This window comes from Actinokineospora sp., from assembly GCF_050699995.1.
Taxonomy (GTDB): Bacteria; Actinomycetota; Actinomycetes; order Mycobacteriales; family Pseudonocardiaceae; genus Actinokineospora.
The window spans coordinates 1-17263 of record NZ_JBOHGC010000253.1 but is presented as its reverse complement, the minus strand read 5'-3'; the positions used below and the strand labels follow the sequence as shown (position 1 = coordinate 17263).

General features: G+C 70.3%; 15 protein-coding genes. 5 read left to right on the top strand and 10 right to left on the bottom strand.

What is annotated here, in order from left to right:
- Positions 1-3: 3 nt before the first annotated feature.
- From ACRDSQ_RS13130 to ACRDSQ_RS13120, 3 genes are all read right to left on the bottom strand, one after another.
- Positions 4-774 (bottom strand): AraC family transcriptional regulator, encoded by a 771-nt coding sequence (locus tag ACRDSQ_RS13130; RefSeq protein WP_431421265.1) that lies wholly within the window; start codon positions 772-774, stop codon positions 4-6.
- A gap of 162 nt (positions 775-936) precedes the next feature.
- Positions 937-1524 carry a hypothetical protein gene (locus ACRDSQ_RS13125; RefSeq protein ID WP_187223624.1) on the bottom strand — a complete coding sequence of 196 codons (588 nt, stop codon included), beginning with the start codon at positions 1522-1524 and terminating at the stop codon, positions 937-939.
- On the bottom strand, positions 1521-2054 hold the full coding sequence (locus ACRDSQ_RS13120) for a hypothetical protein (protein WP_431421264.1): 534 nt from the start codon (positions 2052-2054) through the stop codon (positions 1521-1523). The genes ACRDSQ_RS13125 and ACRDSQ_RS13120 overlap by 4 nt, the downstream gene beginning before the upstream one ends.
- A 498-nt stretch (positions 2055-2552) precedes the next feature.
- Between ACRDSQ_RS13120 and ACRDSQ_RS13115 the strand changes: the two genes are divergently transcribed.
- From ACRDSQ_RS13115 to ACRDSQ_RS13095, 5 genes are all read left to right on the top strand, one after another.
- Positions 2553-2744, top strand: a complete 192-nt coding sequence (locus ACRDSQ_RS13115) for a hypothetical protein (RefSeq protein ID WP_431421263.1) — start codon at positions 2553-2555, stop codon at positions 2742-2744.
- Positions 2744-5005, top strand: a complete 2262-nt coding sequence (locus ACRDSQ_RS13110; protein ID WP_431421261.1) for a TOMM precursor leader peptide-binding protein — start codon at positions 2744-2746, stop codon at positions 5003-5005. Before ACRDSQ_RS13115 ends, ACRDSQ_RS13110 begins: the two co-directional genes overlap by 1 nt.
- A gap of 9 nt (positions 5006-5014) precedes the next feature.
- Positions 5015-6517 carry a SagB family peptide dehydrogenase gene (locus tag ACRDSQ_RS13105; RefSeq protein ID WP_431421260.1) on the top strand — a complete coding sequence of 501 codons (1503 nt, stop codon included), beginning with the start codon at positions 5015-5017 and terminating at the stop codon, positions 6515-6517.
- A 73-nt stretch (positions 6518-6590) separates the two neighbouring features.
- The gene (locus ACRDSQ_RS13100; protein WP_431421259.1) at positions 6591-8915 is read left to right on the top strand and encodes a sensor histidine kinase; all 2325 of its coding nucleotides are present in this window, start codon (positions 6591-6593) and stop codon (positions 8913-8915) included.
- 33 nt (positions 8916-8948) lie between these two features.
- Positions 8949-11237 (top strand): sensor histidine kinase, encoded by a 2289-nt coding sequence (locus ACRDSQ_RS13095; RefSeq protein ID WP_431421257.1) that lies wholly within the window; start codon positions 8949-8951, stop codon positions 11235-11237.
- Here ACRDSQ_RS13095 and ACRDSQ_RS13090 read toward each other — a convergent pair whose 3' ends face one another.
- The 7 genes from ACRDSQ_RS13090 to ACRDSQ_RS13060 form a co-directional block, all read right to left on the bottom strand.
- Positions 11238-11855, bottom strand: coding sequence for a response regulator transcription factor (locus ACRDSQ_RS13090; protein WP_431421256.1), 618 nt, complete (start codon positions 11853-11855; stop codon positions 11238-11240).
- A gap of 115 nt (positions 11856-11970) precedes the next feature.
- Positions 11971-13026 carry a carboxymuconolactone decarboxylase family protein gene (locus tag ACRDSQ_RS13085; RefSeq protein ID WP_431421255.1) on the bottom strand — a complete coding sequence of 352 codons (1056 nt, stop codon included), beginning with the start codon at positions 13024-13026 and terminating at the stop codon, positions 11971-11973.
- Positions 13027-13116: 90 nt separating this feature from the next.
- Positions 13117-13731 (bottom strand): DUF6239 family natural product biosynthesis protein, encoded by a 615-nt coding sequence (locus tag ACRDSQ_RS13080; RefSeq protein ID WP_431421253.1) that lies wholly within the window; start codon positions 13729-13731, stop codon positions 13117-13119.
- A gap of 65 nt (positions 13732-13796) precedes the next feature.
- Positions 13797-14363: a hypothetical protein gene (locus tag ACRDSQ_RS13075; protein WP_431421251.1), complete on the bottom strand. Its 567-nt coding sequence runs from the start codon at positions 14361-14363 to the stop codon at positions 13797-13799.
- A gap of 67 nt (positions 14364-14430) precedes the next feature.
- Complete coding sequence (locus tag ACRDSQ_RS13070; RefSeq protein WP_431421250.1) at positions 14431-14637, bottom strand: hypothetical protein; 207 nt, start codon at positions 14635-14637, stop codon at positions 14431-14433.
- 76 nt (positions 14638-14713) lie between these two features.
- On the bottom strand, positions 14714-16363 hold the full coding sequence (locus ACRDSQ_RS13065; RefSeq protein ID WP_431421249.1) for a GMC family oxidoreductase N-terminal domain-containing protein: 1650 nt from the start codon (positions 16361-16363) through the stop codon (positions 14714-14716).
- The gene (locus tag ACRDSQ_RS13060; protein ID WP_431421248.1) at positions 16360-16926 is read right to left on the bottom strand and encodes a DUF5987 family protein; all 567 of its coding nucleotides are present in this window, start codon (positions 16924-16926) and stop codon (positions 16360-16362) included. The genes ACRDSQ_RS13065 and ACRDSQ_RS13060 overlap by 4 nt, the downstream gene beginning before the upstream one ends.
- Positions 16927-17263: the final 337 nt, after the last annotated feature.

Genomic DNA, 17263 nt, shown 5'->3' with positions numbered 1-17263 from the left:
GAGTTAGACGGCTTGGCGGAGGGGGGTGCGGCGGCGGGTGAGGGCCGCGGAGCGGACGTCCAGGAGGGCGCTGAGCACTGGGGGGTCGAACGCGCGCATCTCGTGCAGGGACACGTCGGCGATGCGGGCGATGATGTCCGGGCGGATGGTGATGGGGCCGTGTGCGCCGACGTAGGGGACCGGGTCGAGGGATTCCTCGGCGCCGGGCGGAACGGAGTGGGCGAGCACGTGCCACGTGCCCTCGGGGACGTCGTTGAGCGCGTACGGGCCGGGCTGGTCGAGCACCGCGCAGCGGACCGGGGAGCCCTGCAGCATCCGGCTGGGGAACAGCCCGATGAAGACCAGACCCGCCCGCCCGTCGCGGGGTGGCGTGACGTGGCCGCGGATCGTCGAGGTGCGGGCCGGTCCGGGAACCGGGACGTCATCGGGTAATTCGGAGGTCGAGCCACCTAACTGGCGGTAGGAGATCGGGGACAGGCCGACCGTGCTGCGGAAGCGCGAACTGAACGTCCCGACGCTGTTGTAGCCGACCTGGTGGCTGATGTCGGCGACGGTGAGCGAGGTCGTCAACAGCAGCCGCTTGGCCTCCTCGAGTCGCATGGCGGACAGGAACCGGCCGGGGGACACCCCGGTCACCTGTTGGAAGACCCTGGAGAAGTGGAACTTGCTGAACATGGCGGACCTGGCCATGTCATCGATGGTGAGTCGATCGGCGAGGCCACGCCGCATGGTGTCGATAGCCCGTTCGACGGCTCGCACGACCATCTCGTCCATGGCTGTTCCCTTTCGCTGGAAACGTCTGCGACTGTGTTTGACACAGCTCAAGGAAGCATTGTCCAGAGTTGCGCGAAACGCTTTCAAGTGTTTCCCGCACGACCGTGTATGACGATTTATCGGATGGCACCGTGAAATATGCACCCGAAATTCGTGCGTCAGTCACGCGGCCCGGGCGTCGTCATCGAGAATCGACAGGTGCGCGTGGAAGCGGGTCGCGTGGATCGCCGGGTCGGAATCGGACGGATAGGGCATCGGCGAGTCCGGGTGGGTCAGGACCGCGCGCACCAGCACCGGCGAGTGGCACTTCGCCAGCCCGCCGCGCAGCAGCGTCGTGAACTTGTCGAGCTGCGTGGTGGTGGAGACGTCGGTGTAGCCCGACGCGCGCGCCAGGGCGAGCACGTCTGCGCGGTCCGACGGCGGTGGCGAAGTGTGCCCCGAGCCGTAGAGGCCGTCGTCGAGCACGATGTGGATCAGCGGCAGGTCGACGAGGGTGCCCGCGGTGATCAGCCCGACCGGGTTGCGCACCAGGTTGCTGTAGGAGTCGACGATCACGGTGGGGCGCCTGGTCTCCAGCGCGATGCCGATGCCGAGCGAGCCCGCCAGGCCGGTCGACGCGGTGAGGTAGAAGTGGTTGGGCCGGTCCTCGACGACTTGCGCGATGCGGCAGGTGGAGTCGGTGGTGAACACCACTGGCTGCGCGGTCGAGGTGGCCGAGATGATCGCCTGGATGGCCGCTGTCTTGTTCATCGCGGTAACCCGGCCGTGTCGGCGGCGATCAGGAGGGCCGCGGGCCTGCGCTGGTCCTGCGCGGACTCCCGGATCAGGTTCACCTGCTCCGCGATCGGTGTGTCCGGGTCCAACTCGAAGGTCTCGACGCCGAGGCCGACGAGCAGCGGCACGGTGAGTTTGCGCAGGATCACGCTCTCGCCGGGCAGCGCCGCGCCGGGCTGTTCGTCGCTCGCCACGCGGACGTCCACGACGAACAGCATCGGGATCTTGTAGGGCACCACGAGCGAGGCGATCGCGCTCAGCGACAGCCCCAGCCCCGCGTTCTCCATGAGCACCACCGGGTGGCGCCCGGTCAGCGAGGCGCCGACGGCGATGCCGACCGCGTTGTCCTCGCGCGCCACGGTCAGCACGCCGACCAGTTCGTCGAGTGTGCGGTGCAATGGCGAGAGAATGCCGCAGGGTGTCGCGTAAAACGGGCCGAAGTCCGCCGCAATCAGTTCCTTGCTCAATTCATTCGCGACGTCGATCCCTTGGGTGAAAGTTGGCATCTTGTCTCCCCTGCAGGTGTGCCGTTGACCGAACATGACGGCTGGGTTAACTCCGGCCGCCGGATTCGCGATATCTGTGGGACTCGCGAAACCGTCGATTCGAAAGCGATCGGCCCGGTGTGCGCGTGATTGTGCGGAGGCTGGTCGTGTCAACCGGAGAAGTGGCCGGTGACCTGTGGATTCGGCCGCAACGATGATCGCCACGGGGTACCCGGTCGGCCCGTGTCCGGGCGGTTCCGATAGCGTGACCGGGCATCTTCACTCCCTCCGTCGCCGTTAGGGTCGCCTTATCCGGTGATTGCGGCCAGCACGCCCAGAACACTCGCAGAATGGGCGCGTGGCCGACAGTGACGCGACCATGAGGGCCGCCGTGAAAACAGGTCCACCCGGGGTATGAAAAAGACATGGACCGCCGGTGACACTGACACTGGCCGGGTAAGGCAGCGGACTCCCAGAATTGGACTCCCCACCGATTCACCGCACACTTGGGAGTCCCCGATGGTCAAGTCGGATGTCGACAGCATGATCACCCTCTTAGCCACCCTTGGCGTCGAAGCCGCGCCGTCCGAGCGCTCCGCCGAGATCAGGATCGACCGCTTCACCCAGTGGGTCGACGACCAGGGCCCACTGGCGGCCCAGGCGTGCGTGGGCGGCTTCACCTCCGCGTTCCCGGCTGAGCAGTTTGTCTGATGACCGCCGACGGCGCGAAGGGACCGCTGGTCGCGTTCAAGCGGCACCTTCGTGCCGAGATCGCGGCCGGTGAAGGCGTCTACCTGTTCTCCGAGGACGGTGTCACCGTCCTCAAGGGATCCGCGATCGAGTCGGTCGTGTCCCTTGTGGACGGAACCAGGGATCTTCCCGGCGTGCTCGGCGGGCTGCCCGACGACGTCAGCCGCGAGCAGGCGGGCGGGGTGCTCGCCTCGCTGACCCGGGCCGGTCTGGTCACGTTCCGGCCCGTGCGTGAGGGCGCGGACCCGAGCACGCTGGCCTACTGGGACGCGGCTGGCCTCGACGCCTCCACCGCTTTCGCCACCACGACGACCGCCACCGTCGGCCTGCGCGTCGTCGGCGGTCTCGACGCCGATGTCGCCACAACCGCTTTACGCGCGGCGGGACTCTCCGTCGCCGACGACGCCGACCGTGCCACGGTCGGCGTCGTGCTGTGTGACGACTATCTGAACCCGGCCTTGGCCGACATCGACGCCGCGTACCGGGCAAGCGGCACGCCGTGGCTGCTCGCCAAGCCCGGTGGCACGAAGACCTGGCTGGGCCCGGTGTTCGAGCCCGCCATGGCCGGTTGCTGGCACTGCCTGGCCCGCAGGCTGTGGGGACACCGCAACGCCGAGCGCTGCCTGCAGGGCTCACTCGGCCGCCAGGGACCCGCGTCGAGCCCGGCCGCCGCCACGCCCGCGTCCAGCGCGATGGCCATGCACCTGGTCGCCGCGGAGGCCCTGAAGTGGGTCGCGGGCCTGCGGTATCCGGGCCAGCGCACGGTCTGGACGCTCGACACCCTCGACCTGCGCGGCACCCACCACGACATCCCGGTCTACCCGCAGTGCCGCGCCTGCGGCGATCCGGCTGTGGTGCGTGAGCGTTCACACCGGCCGGTCCGGCTCACCCCGCGGCGCAAGGTCGCGGGCGCGGGGGGCGGGCACCGCTCCATGACGCCGGAGCAGGTGCGCGACCGCTACTGCCACCTCATCAGCCCGGTGACCGGCATCGTCAAGGAGATCAGACGCGACACCCGCGGCCCCGCGTTCTTCAACTCCTACCGCTCCGGCGCCAACGCCGCCGCCCGCACCCGCGACGTGGGCACGCTGCGCGCGATGCTGCGGATGGCGAACGGCGGCAAGGGAATCACCCCCGTGCACGCCGAGGTGAGCGCCCTGTGCGAGGCCATCGAGCGCTACTCGGGGACCTTCCACGGTGACGAGGAACGGGTCCCCGGCAGCTTCCGATCCCTTGGCGCGCGGGCGATCCACCCGAACGCCTGCCTGCTCTACGACGAGCGCCAGTTCGCCGACCGCGCCGAGTGGAACGGCACGCACGCGCCGTTCCAGCACGTCGCCGAGCCCTTCGACCTGGACGCGGTGCTCGACTGGACGCCGGTCTGGTCGATGACCGAGGAGCGCCACCGGCTGCTGCCGACCGCGATGCTCTACTACGGCGCCCCCGGCAACCGGTTCATGACCGCCGACTCGAACGGCAGCGCCGCCGGGAGCAGCCTGGAAGACGCTGTCCTGCAAGGACTTCTCGAAGTGGTCGAACGCGACGCCGTGGCCCTGTGGTGGTACAACCGCACCCGGCAGCCCGCGGTGGACCTCGCCGCGTTCGACGACGAGTGGACCGCCGAGGCCCGGCGGGTGCACGCCCGGCTCGGCCGCACGGTCTGGGTATTGGACCTGACCACCGACATCGGCGTCCCGGTGATGGTGGCGCTGTCGCGGCGGGTCGACGGCGGCCAGGAGGACATCATGATGGGTTTCGGCGCCCACCTCGACCCGTGCGTCGCGCTGCGCCGCGCGGTCACCGAGCTGAACCAGTTGATGCCCGCCGTGGTCGACGCGCGCCCCGGCGAGTACGACTGCGACGACCCCGACGCCGTGCGCTGGTGGCGGACCGCGACCGTGGCCAACCAGCCCTACCTGACGCGCGATCCCTCGGTGCGCCCCCGCGTCCCGCGCGACTACGGCTACGCCCCGTCGGAGGACCTGCTCGACGACGTCACGACGGTCCGGACCCGGGTCGAGCGCACCGGGCACTCGGTACTCGTGCTCGACCAGACCCGGCCCGACATCGGCCTCCCGGTGGTCAAGGTGATCGTCCCCGGCCTGCGCCACTTCTGGTCCCGGTTCGCGCCGGGGCGCCTTTTCGACATCCCCGTTCAGCTGGGCAGGGTTGCCGCGCCCACGCGGTACGAGGACCTCAACCCCCTGCCCATGTTCCTTTGAGAATCGAGTGTGATCGTGCCCATCGAGCCCGGCCGCCGTTCCGATCCCCGGATACGGCTGTGGTCGCTGCGAGAAGACGTTCTCGTCGAAGGCGAACCACAAGACGATCGACTGGTCGTGGTCACCCGCTGGGGTGAGACCAAGATCGAGAACGCCGGTGAGATGGTGTGGGAGTCGCTGCGCAGGATGAGCCTGGGCCCGGTGTCGCTGGACAACGTGCTCGGCCCGCGCGGCGGCTCCCCGGACGACGTGGCCCGGCTGGAGTCGGTGCTGTCGCGGCTGTCCGGCTCCGTCGTGCACTCCCTGGGGACGAGAACGGGGGAGGGCCCGATGCTCTCGGCCGTCCCGATCTCCCGGTCAGCCCGGTTCACCTTCGCCGAGGTCGACCCGGCCCGGCCCGTGCGGCTGTCCCGGTTCGCGGCGCTGCGCACGGTCGACGGCGACCTTGTCGTCGAGTCGCCGCTCGCGGAGTACCGCGTGGTGCTGCACCGGCGGATCGCCTCGCGGGTCGTGGTCGGGCTCAGCGCCGCGACCTCGGTCGACGCGCTGACCAGCGCGCTGGAGTTCGAGCCCGCCCTGGTGGGCGACATCGTCGCGTTCATGGCGGCCGCCGGGATCGTGCTGCTCGGCGACTGGGCCGACGGCGCCACCGCCAGGGTGCCGCGCTTCGTCGAGGACACCGACCCGAACCTGGTCAGCTGGTCGCACCACGACCTGCTGTTCCACTCGCGCACCCGGCTCGGCCGCTACGGCGGGCTGTCCGGGGTGGTGTTCCCGACCGCGCAGTCGGTTCCGCCGCCCCCGCTGGTCAAGCCGCTGACCGGCGGCGAGCGGTACCCGCTGTTCCAGCCCGACCTGTCCGCGCTGGCGACCGGCGACCCGTCGATGACCGAGGTCATCGAGAACACGCGCCTCTGCCAGGAGCTCTCCGACCGCCCGGTGACCGCCGAGCAGGTCGGCGAACTGCTGTTCCGGGCCGCGCGGGTGCGGTCGGTCTCGCCCGCCTCGGCGGGCGGTGAGGTCACCTACGAGATCTCCGACCGGCCATACCTGAGCGTGCACGGGCTCTACGAGCTGGAGATCTACCTGCTGCTGCACAACTGCACGGGCCTGCCGCGGGGGATCTTCCACTTCGACCCGCAGGCGCACTGCCTGACCCTGGTCAACGACGACGCGGGTGAGCTCGATGAGGTCCTCGACTACGCGATGATCGGCAGTGCAACATCGCAGTGGCCACCCGCGATGATCACGGTGACCGCGCGCGCCGAGCGGTCGTCCTGGATGTACGGCGGAATCGCCTACTCGCTGACGCTCACCCATGTGGGCGCGCTGCAGCAGACGCTGTGCCTCGCCGCGACCGCGATGGGGCTCGCCGCGTGCGTGCCCGCCATCGACCCGGGCGACGTCGTGGACAGCGCGCTGCGGCTGCGGTGGCCCTCCGAGATCGGAGTAGGGGAGTTTGTGTTCGGATACCGCCGGGACCATCGGAACACAGACAGTGTCCCTCTATAATCGGACGGTAGTACTGCTATCGGAGTCAAGCTCGGGTGGGGGCGCGGGTAAACCAGCTCAACGAGGGGGACACATGCACCCGGTCACCGTGCACGCGGAGTTACCCGGCGGCCCCGAGGACATCGCGGGGCCGGTCGCGGAGAACGAGGACTCGAACCGCGTCCAGTTGATCGCACCTTTTCTCGCCCGCGCCATCACCGTCGTGGTGTTCTTCACGCTGGGGATGTTCGCTTTCCTGCAGATCGCCACCTCGGGCGTGGGCGTCGGCACGACAGTCCGGGCCGCGGGATACCTGCTGGTCATGCTCACGCTGCAGCTGTTCTACTTCGGCCGCGTCGGTGCGGCGGCCCGCTCGCCGATGGGGTACGCCGCGCTCGCGGTCCAGGCCTATGTCTCGTTCGTTCCGTTGTCGGAGTTCGGCGACCCGTGGCTGCCGATGCCCCTGTTCCTCGCCGCCACCATGCTGCTGGTGTTGCCGCGGGTGATCGCCTGGGTCGCGGTCGCGGCGATCATCGCGATCGTCGTCGGCAAGCAGTGGGTCCTCACCGGGTCCGTGCTCGACGTCTCGTACCTGACCGTCGGCTTCATCGGCGTGACCCTCTACCTCTATGGGTTGAGCAGGCTGGGCGGCCTGATCACCGCCCTGCATGAGGCCCGCAGCGAGTTGGGCAAGGTCGCCGTGGCCAGGGAGCGCACGCGGTTCGCCCGCGACCTGCACGACCTGCTCGGACTGAGCCTGGCCGCGATCGGCCCGAAGGGCGCGATCGCGCGCCGCGCGCTGGCCACGGACCCGGAGCGCGCGCGCAAGGAACTCGGCGAGATCCTGGCCGTGTCCCGACACGCCCTGGCCGATGTCCGGCTGATCGCCAGCGGATACCGGGAGATGTCGCTGCACGAGGAGTCCCGCACGGTCGAGTCGCTGCTCGCGGCGTCGAACGTCGACGTGCGGATGGAGCTCAACCACGGCGAGCTGCCGGTCCACATCCGCTCGCTGATCGTCGCCGTCCTGCGCGCGGGTGTGGCCAACGTGCTCGACCACACCGGGGTGGCGCGCTGTGAGATCGCCCTGCGGCAGGCAGGCCGGACGGTGACGCTGGACATCATCGACGACGGCATGACCGGGATGTGCCCGCTCACCCCGGACGCCGACCTGGGCCTGGAGAACCTGGTCGAGCGGGTCGCGGCGCTGGGCGGTGAGCTCGTCGCCGGGCCGGACCCGGACGGCCGGTTCGGCCTGCACCTGAGCATTCCGGTCTCCCGCGAGCCGGGGGAGACCAAGTCCGAGCCGGACGAGGTCGAGCAGGTCCCCCGGTTCGCCTCGCTGTTCGCCACCGGCCTGATGAACGTGGTGTTCGTCGGCATGGCCATCGCGGCGCTGCTGCACTTGACGTACCTGACCCGCGACGCCTTGGTGCTCACCGTCAGCGGGCTCTGCATGGCGGGGCTGGCCGCGCTGCAGCTGTTCTACGTCAGCAAACCGGGCACCCGGTTCACCTCGCCGACGAAATACCTGGTGATCGCCGCCCAGGCCGCGATGGTGTACGTGCCCGCCCTGCTCTTTCCGCACGCCTGGATCAGCATTCCCGGGATGCTGGCGGGAACCGTCCTGCTGGTGCTGCGCCCGGTCCCGGGCTGGATCGGGTTCGCCGCCGTCGTGCTCAGCGTTCCGTTCGCGCAGGCGGACTTCCACGCCGACGCGCTGAGCATCTTCTACAACGTCGGCGCCACCGTGACCACCGGCTTGGTGACCTGCGGGCTCACCTGGATGGCCCGGTCGGTGTGGGAGCTGCGCGCGGCGCGGCGCACGCTCGCCGAGGCGGCGGTCGCCGAGGAGCGGATGCGGTTCGCCCGCGACCTGCATGACCTGCTCGGCCTGAGCCTGTCCGCGATCACCTTGAAGACCGAGCTGACGCAGCGGCTGATGAAGGCCGACCCCGCCCGGGCGGCGACCGAGCTGATGGAGATCGTGGAGATCTCCCGGCTCGCCCTCACCGACGTGCGGCTCGTCGCCAGCGGCTACCGGGACCTCTCGCTCAACGAGGAGTCGAGGTCGGCGGAGTCGGTGCTGGCCGCCGCCGACGTCGACGTGCGGATGGACCTGCACTATGGGGAACTGCCGGTCGAGGTCCGCACCGTCCTGGCGACGGTGCTGCGCGAGGGGGTCACCAACGTGCTGCGGCACAGCCGGGGCGCGCGGTGCGAGATCACCGTGCGCCAGCACGACAACATGGTGGAACTGGAGATCGTCAACGACGGAGTCGGGGTCGGCGACGCGGGTCCCGGCAGTGGCAGCGGAATTCGCAACCTGTCCGACCGGGTCGCGACGGTGGGCGGCAGGCTCACCGCGGGCCTGGACTCCGACGGATCGTTCCGGCTCCGTGCCCTGGTCCCCGCCTAGGGCGCGTCCGGTGGATCACGAATCCCCGCTGTCATGATCCACAGGACGGACCCCCGCCCGACTCCGTGGGCGGCGCGCCGCGCGACCTTCGCGTCCGGCCCGCTCATCGCGCCCCTTCTCGCCCGCGCCATCGTCGCCGCGGTGTACTCCGGCCTTTGTGTAGTCGCGTTCCTGCACGTCCTGGAGTCGGCGCCGGCCTTCTCGGTCGCGCTGTTCGCGGCGGTCGCGCTGCTGATCCTGCTGGCACTGCAGGTCTGCTACTTCAGCAGGCCGGGCGGGCCGCCGCGCTCCCGGCTCACCTACTGGGTGCTGGGCGCGCAGGCCTGCCTGGTGTTCGTGCCCGCCCAGCAGTTCGGGCAGGCGTGGGTGGCGCTGCCGAGTCTGCTGGCGGGAACCGTGCTGCTGGTGCTGCCGCCCGCCGCGGCGGTGACCGCGTTCGTCGCCATCCTGGCGATCGCCGCGCGGAACCAGGAAATGCTGACGCACTCGGTGCTCGACGTCGCCTACATCGTCGTCGGCGGCCTGGTGGCGGCCCTGGAGGTGTTCGGGCTGACCCGGCTCGCCGGGCTGATCACCGACCTGCACGCGGCCCGCTCGGAACTGGGGAAGGTGGCGGTCGCCAGGGAACGCACCCGGTTCGCCCGCGACCTGCACGACCTGCTCGGGCTGAGCCTCGCGGCCATCGTGCCCAAGAGCGCCGCCGCGAGCGCGGCGCTCACCGCCGATCCGGACAATGCGCGCGCGGAGCTGCGGGAGATCCTGGTGGTGGCCCGGCACGCGCTGGCCGACGTGCGGCTGATCGCCAACGGGTACCGCGAACTGTCCCTGCGCGAGGAGTCCCGCACGGTCGAGGCGCTGCTCGCCGCGTCCAATGTGGATGTTCGGATGGAGCTGAACCACGGCGAGCTGCCCGCGCACATCCGCTCGGTGGTCGTGGCCGTGCTCCGGGCCGGGGTGGCCAACGTCCTGCACCACACCAGCGTCGCCCGGTGCGACATCACCATGCGCCAGGCAGGCCACACCATCGCCCTCGACATCGTCGACGACGGGGTCACCGGCCGCTGCCCCGCCGAGGAGCGCTCCTTCGACGGGGGACTGGAAAGCCTGGCCGACCGGGTCCGCGACCTGGGCGGGACGCTCGTCGAGGGGCCGGACCCGGATGGCCGGTTCGGCCTGCACCTGACGATCCCGGTGGGCGGTCGCACCGAACCCGCCTGCCCGCCCGACGAGGTGGAGCAGGTGCCCCGCTACGCGGCGCTGCTCGCCACCGGGCTGATGAACGTGGTGTTCGTCGGCTTCCTCTGCGCGGCGATGCTGCATCTGCTGTACCTGACCCGCGATCCGCTCGTGCTGTCGTTCAGCGCGGCCTGCCTGGCGGCCCTGGTCGCCTTGCAGCTGCTGTGGGTCAGCAGACCCGGCGTCCGCATCGGGTCGCCCTCGCGGTACGTCGTGGTCGCTGTCCAGGCGGTGCTGGTGTATCTGCCGCTCGCGGTCTTCCCGCAGGCGTGGGTGAGCGTGCCTGGGCTGCTCGCGGGGACCGCGCTGCTGGTGTTCCGCCCGGCGACGGGCTGGCTCGGCTTCGTCGCCGTGGTGACCAGTGTTCCCTGGGCGCAAGGGTCTTCCGGGCTGATCGACGTGTTCCTCGCGGTGACGGCCACGGTGATCACCGGGCTGGTCACCTACGGGCTCACCTGGATGGCGGGCTCGGTCTCCGAACTGCGCGCCGCGCGACGGGCACTCGCGGAGGCGGCGGTCGCCCAGGAGCGGCTGCGGTTCGCGCGGGACCTGCACGACCTGCTGGGGTTGAGCCTCTCGGCGATCACGCTGAAGGCGGAGTTGGCTCATCGGGCGCTGAAGGTCGATCCGGCGCGCGCGGCCCAGGAACTCGGGGAGATCATCTCGATCGCCCGGCTGGCCCTGGCCGACGTCCGGCTGGTCGCGGGCGGTTATCGGGACCTTTCGCTCAACGAGGAGTCACGGTCGGTGGAGTCGGTGCTCGCCGCGGCGAACGTCGACGTGCGGATGGACCTGCGGTACGGGGAGTTGCGCGCCGAGGTGCGCACGGTCCTGGCGACCGTGTTGCGTGAAGGGGTGACGAACGTGCTGCGGCACAGCCGCGGCGGTCACTGCGAGATCAGCGTCCGGCGCCACGGCGACCGGGTGGTGCTGGAGATCGTCAACGACGGGGTGTCGGTGTCCTTCGAGGGGCCGGGCAACGGGATCCGGAACCTGACCGAGCGGGTGGCGACGGTCGGCGGGGATCTCACCGCCGGGGTCGGAGCCGATGGGATGTTCCGGCTCCGCGCCCAAGTGCCCGCCTAGCTAGAGCCAGCCCGATTCCGTCGCGATCCGAATGGCGTCCACCCGGTTGCGGGCGTTGAGCTTGGTGACGATGGTCGTGAGGTAGTTCCGCACTGTGCCCGCCGACAGGTATAAGCGGGCCGCGATGTCCACCGCGTTCGCGCCACCGGCCGCCATCTGCAGAACCTCGATCTCGCGTCCCGTCAACGGGCAGTCGGCGCCGTCCCAGGCCGCGAGGGCCAGGTCGCCGTCCACGACGCGCCGTCCCGCGGCCACGCCGCGGATCGCGTTGGCGAGTTTGTCGGCGGGGGCGTCCTTGAGGATGAAGCCGCCCACCTTGGCCGCCAGGGCGCGGCGCAGGGTGCCGGGGCGGCCGAGGCTGGTGAGGATCAGGGTCCGGCATTCGGGCAGGTGTTCATGCAGTTCGGTGGCCGCGGTCAGCCCGTCCATGCCCGGCAGGTCGATGTCGATCACCGCCACGTCGGCCTGCGATGTGCGTGCCGTGGGGAGGATGTCGTCGCCCGAGGCGACCTCCGCGACGACGTCGACGTCCTGTTCCAAGTTCAGCAGCGCGACCAGCGCGCCTCGCACCATGTGCATGTCCTCAGCAATCAGCACTCTGATCACATCGCCACGCATCCTTTGCCCGCACACGCCATAGTTGTTTGTACCACTTTCCCGGTGTCCGATTTTCGCCCGTCTGGTCGCCTGCTGAATTCCCCCGATACCGGCGAATGGGGGTTGACGGGTGCCCCTATTCGCCATGGCCAGGCGTTTTTCCCTGGGCGGCGACCGCGGCCACGCGTCGGGCCGCGGCCAGACTCGACCACGACGTCAGCTCGATCAGCGTGCTGTCAGGCAGATCCGCGTCGTCCACGACGGACGGATCGATCTGGTAGGCGGCCATCGCGGTGAGCAGCGCCAGCCTGCCGATGGGCTTTTCGCGCGGCGACAGCACGGAAACCGCGTCGCTCACCCATGCCCGGCTCACCCCCTTGGGCCTACCGTCCCATTCGGCCAGTTGGGCTATCACCAGCGCGCGGACGTCGGCCGGGACGGCGCGGTCGCCCGCTTCGCCGATGGCGGCGTACGCGCGGGCGAACGCGTCGGCGATCGTGGAATTGTCCGCCGCCCACCACAGGTCTTCCCCGACCGGTGCCGGGGGCAGCAACTCGAGGGAGTCGCCGGGGCGGTGCTCCACGATCGCCGAGGAACGCATGAAGCGGCCCAGGAACCGGGTCGCCGCGCCGTGTGCGCCCGCGGGCACGTTCGGCGGCAGCGGGGAATCGCCGAGGAAGACGCTGACCATGCGGTTGAGGTAGTGGAAGGTCACCGCGACGCCGACCGTCTCGGCGGTGGGCTTCGGCGGCTCCGCGCCGGGGAACGCGCTGTCCCGCGCCCACAGCGCCAACGCCCTGGTGGCGTCGTCGGCGAGGTCCTCGACCCGCGACGTGCTCAGCGCGTCCGCCGCCGGACCGTGGACCAAGCCCCCGAAGGTGGCGCTGTGGACCTCCACGCAGTACGGGCAGCCGTTGCCGACCGACACCCCGGCCGCGACGACCTCCTTGGTGGCGCGGTCGAGTTCCCCGCGGGCCAGCAGCGACTCGCGCAGCATCATCCAACTCGCGGCGAGCACGGCGGGGGCGGGGGAGTGCAGGGCCACCGGGGGCGCCAGCATGCCGAACTCCCGCTCGACGCGCTGGTACACGCTCGCGACCAGGCCGCGGGCGCGGCGTGGCCGGACCGGGTCGACGTACTGGACTTGATTGAGCGCCGAGCGCAGCGCGGCGCGGATCACGGTGCCACCCATGGTGTCCCTCCCCGAACGTGGGTAAACAAACCAAATCTAGTGACGGCGAAGGCTTGAGGTCTCTCTTATCGTGCGGTGTCGGCTTTGGCGTCAGTAGCCGCCCGCGACGGTGGCCTGGGCGGCGGCGGCCAGCAGGGCGGTCGCGACCAGCGCGGAACCCGCGTGCACGGTGATCCGGGCCGCGCGGCGGTGGCACCCGGCCAGCGGCAGCCACGCCAGCCCGGCGAGCGCCAGGATCACTCCACTGTGGAGGGTGGCGGGCAGTCCGGCGCCGGTCCACGCCTTGGCGAAGTGGAAGAGGGCACCCGCTGAGGCGGCGGCCAAGACGAAGGGGGCGGCCCGGCGCGCGGGTTCGGCCAGCGGCGCGGCGACGGGGGCGAGGGTGAGGAAGACCGGGAAGCAGCCCGCCACGAAGGCGAGGAACACGATTTGGTTGGCCATCTCGAGCCTGCCCGCGAGCATCAGCTCGAGGATGACACCCAGTGCGGCGCTGCCGCAGACGAAAGCGGTGGTGTTCTTGTCGGGTCGGTCAAGGAACCCGCGCAGCAAAGCGAAGCCGGCCACCGCGGGGATCGCGTAGAGCAGCGCGATCCGCAGCGCCAGCGGGCCGAGCGAGACCGGGACGGACAAGCTGTGCTCGTGCTGCGCCGCGGCGGGTCCCGCGCCGGTGACGAGCAGGTAGGCGACGACCGCCAGGGTCGCCACCGGCCGTGTCCGCGAAATAGGGGTTGCAGGGGTGGGCGGTCCACCCGGACGGCCCACCCCCCGCGTCATCCGACCGGCACCGGCGCGGCGCACGAGCAGACCATCTCGGCGCGTTCCTCGAGACGGGGCCGCAGGTGGGCGATCATCGCCACCACCATCGGGACGAACACGACGAAGTTGTAGAACAGGTGCAGCTCGACCCGGGGGGCGATGAGTTGCACGATGCTCGTGGGCTTCGCCTCGCCGAGTAGGTTCGAGCCGGTCAGCGCCTGCGCCAGCAGCAGCAGGTGCTCGAAGTGGTGCCACACCTGGATCCACATCGCCACCAGCCACCACGTGCGCGACCGGCCGGTGAAGCCGTGCCGCAGCACGACGAAACCGACCAGCATGACGATCGCGTAGCCGTAGTGCATCCACTCCGAGCTGACCAGCCACGGGAACCACAGCCCGAGCACACCGCCCGCCTTGGGGCGCGGCCAGTCGAGCACGAACACCTGGATCGCCTGGACGATGTGCTCGGCCCAGTGCGCGAGCACGATCACCAGGAACGCCCGCAGCGCGAGCTTGTGGTACTTCCCGTTCAGCGCCGCGATCACACCGTCGCTCCTGCCGGTACCCGCCTGCAGTGCCATCCCGCCCGCCTCTCATCGCGATGCCGCGAACCGCCCAGCACGGTCCGGTCCGCGGTCGATCATGTCGTCACGCCGCGCGGTCGAGCAAGGCTTGCGAACGCCGATGGGCCAGCAGCGCCAGCGCGCTCACCTGATCGGAGTCCGGGCCGCCCTCGGCCGCGATCTGCTCAAGCAACCGTGCCTTGCGCTCGTACCAGGCCGCGACTTCTTCCGTGCTCGCCCGCGGTCCCGGCATACTCAGAATCACCTGCGTGATCTCCTGCAACCCGCTCATGACCACCACCGTCGTCGAACGTCCGCACCGGACTGGTGGCCGGCGCGCGGCCGGACGGTCGACGACGGCGCGGTCATCACGCGCCCTGGGTCGCCGTCTCCGGCCTCATCAGGGGCTTGGTCACCGCCGCCGTGGGCAGCGGCGCCCCGTAGCTGACATTGATCCCGCGGGCCCTGGCCGCCTCGACGATGCCCGGCATGGCCCGCTCGGCGAGCGCCGAGATGGTCAGCGCCGGGTTCACCGTCAGCGCGGCGGGCACCGCGGAGCCGTCGGTCACGAAGATGCCCGGGTGGCCGCGCAGCTCATGCCGGTCGTCGAGCGCCGAGGTCTCCGGGTCGTCGCCGATGCGGCACGACGACAGCGGGTGCACGGTGTACGCGCCGACCAGGTCGTTGGTCCACGGCAGCACCGTGGCAATCCCGTCGCGTTCGAGGATGTCGCGCACCTCGGCGTCGGCGGCGGCCCACGCGCCCAGCGTGTTCGGCGTCGGGTCGTAGCTCAGCGGGCCGCGGCCGAGCATTTGCTGGGAGATGCGGTAGGCGTTGCCGGTGGGCGGCGGCGGGCCGAAGACGCCCTCGTTGTCGTCCTCCACGATCTGGAAGATGGTCAGCCAGGACTGCCAGCGGCGCAGCATCTCCTTTTTCTCCACGCCCAGCCACGTCGGGCCGTCGGCGCCCTGCGCCTGAGCCAGGATCGTGCCGAGCCCCGGGGGGAAGTACAGCTGCTCCAACGAGAAGCGGCGGTACTCCGGCAGGGAGCCGTCGAGGTGGTCCCAGTTGGCGACGACCGGACCCTTGCCGATCTGGTTGGCCGCGTAGGCAAGCCCGTTGCCGCGGTCGAGACCCAGGACCTCGCGGGCCCGGTCCTCGTTGATGATCGCGGTGTTGAGGCGCTCGCCGTTGCCGGAGAAGTAGCGGCCGACCGCGTGCGGCATCTTGCCGAGCGTGGCCTCGGAACGCTGTAGGATGACCGGGGTGGCGCCCGCGCCCGCGGCCATGATCACGATCTTCGCGTCGATCGTGCCGCTGCCGACGGTGATCCGGTAGTCCTCTTCGTCGATCTGGTTGTACCGCACCCGGTAGCCGCCGTCGTCGGTCCGCTCCAGCTGCTGGACCTCGTGCAGGGGACGGATTTCCGCGCCGTTGGCGACCGCGCCGGGCAGGTAGTTGAACAGCAGCGAGCGCTTGGCGTCGAACTTGCAGCCCGCCATCATCCAGTTGCAGTTGGTGCACTTGGCCTTGTCGATGCCGACCGGCACCGGGTTGGCCGTGCGCCCGGCGTGATCGCACGCCGCCGCCCAGAGCCCGCCGGCGTAGCTGATGTCGTCCCAACCCTGCTGCACCACCGGGATCACCTGCGAGACCCGGTCGTACCAGGGGTCGAGGGTGTCGCGGCTGATGGACTTCGGCCACATCCGCCGCCCGATGCTGCCCTGCCGCTCGAAGGTGAACCGCGGCGCGCGGGGGAGCGCGGCGAAGTACACCACGGAGCCGCCGCCGACGCAGTTGCCGCTCAGCACACTCATGCCGTCGCCCGCGACGAAGTCGAAGACCTTGGTGTAGCTCTTGCCGAGCAGGTAGTCGTGGTCGAAGTCCTCGGCCTGCAGCCACGGGCCGCGTTCGAGGACGACGACCTTGGCCCCGCCCGCGGCCAGGTGGTAGGCCGCGATGGCGCCGCCGAAGCCGCTGCCGACGACCAGGACGTCCGTGCTTTCGATACTGGTCACGCCGGGCTCCCTGAGGGCGTCGTGTCGGGGTGCGGCTTGGCCAGCTGCCTGCCGTAGGAGAAGTCGGCGAACCGCCAGATGCCGTCGTCCTGGGGCAGCTCGAAGCCGATCGTGAGCAGCCCGGGGTGCCCCTGCGCGATGGCGTCGTGCGTGCTCATGTGGGCGGCGCTGTCGAAAGCCATGTTGCAGAACAGCGACAGCAGCACCCAGCCGTCCTTCTCGGGGTGGCCGGGGGTGGTCAGCGTCCGGATGATCGCGCACCGGTCGTCGAACTCCAGCGCCACGAACGGCGGGACGTCCCCGTCGAGCGTGATGCCCTTGTCGGCGGCGTAGGTGGTGGCGTGCCCGTTGAGCATGCCCACCAGGGCTTCGAGCCCCGCGGTGATCCCGGTGGCGTCGTGGTGCAGCATCTCCAGGGCACCGGCCTGCACCGCGCCCCCACCGGTGGAGACGCCCGCGATGGCCCGGTCATCAGGCGAGCGCTTCTCGCCGGGCACGATGCAGTCCGCGAACGCTTCCAGCGTGATCGTCTTGACGTGTTCGTCTGAGGTGCCCGAGTGCACGGTGTGTCCTCCCTCGGCCTTGGTAGAACTCCATCGTCGTGGCGGGGGAGCGGTCGGCGCATCTCCCGGTATGCCGTCGTTTGCCTTGCTGGATAAGGGAAATACCGCACATTGAGAGGCGCTGGCGTCAGGTGGAGGGGAGATTTGGCATCCGGTGACAGAGATACCGTCGAGCCAGGTCCGAGCGGTGAGGGGTGGTGCGGCCGATAGTTGCCCAATAACTCCACCTGAGGTTTCGCACTTTTCGCGGTGACACGGTTGGTTGATCTTTGTGTGACACGGGGCGATGGTGGCGATCATTGCCGGAGATGGGGGAAGCATCGGCGTTCTTCACAAC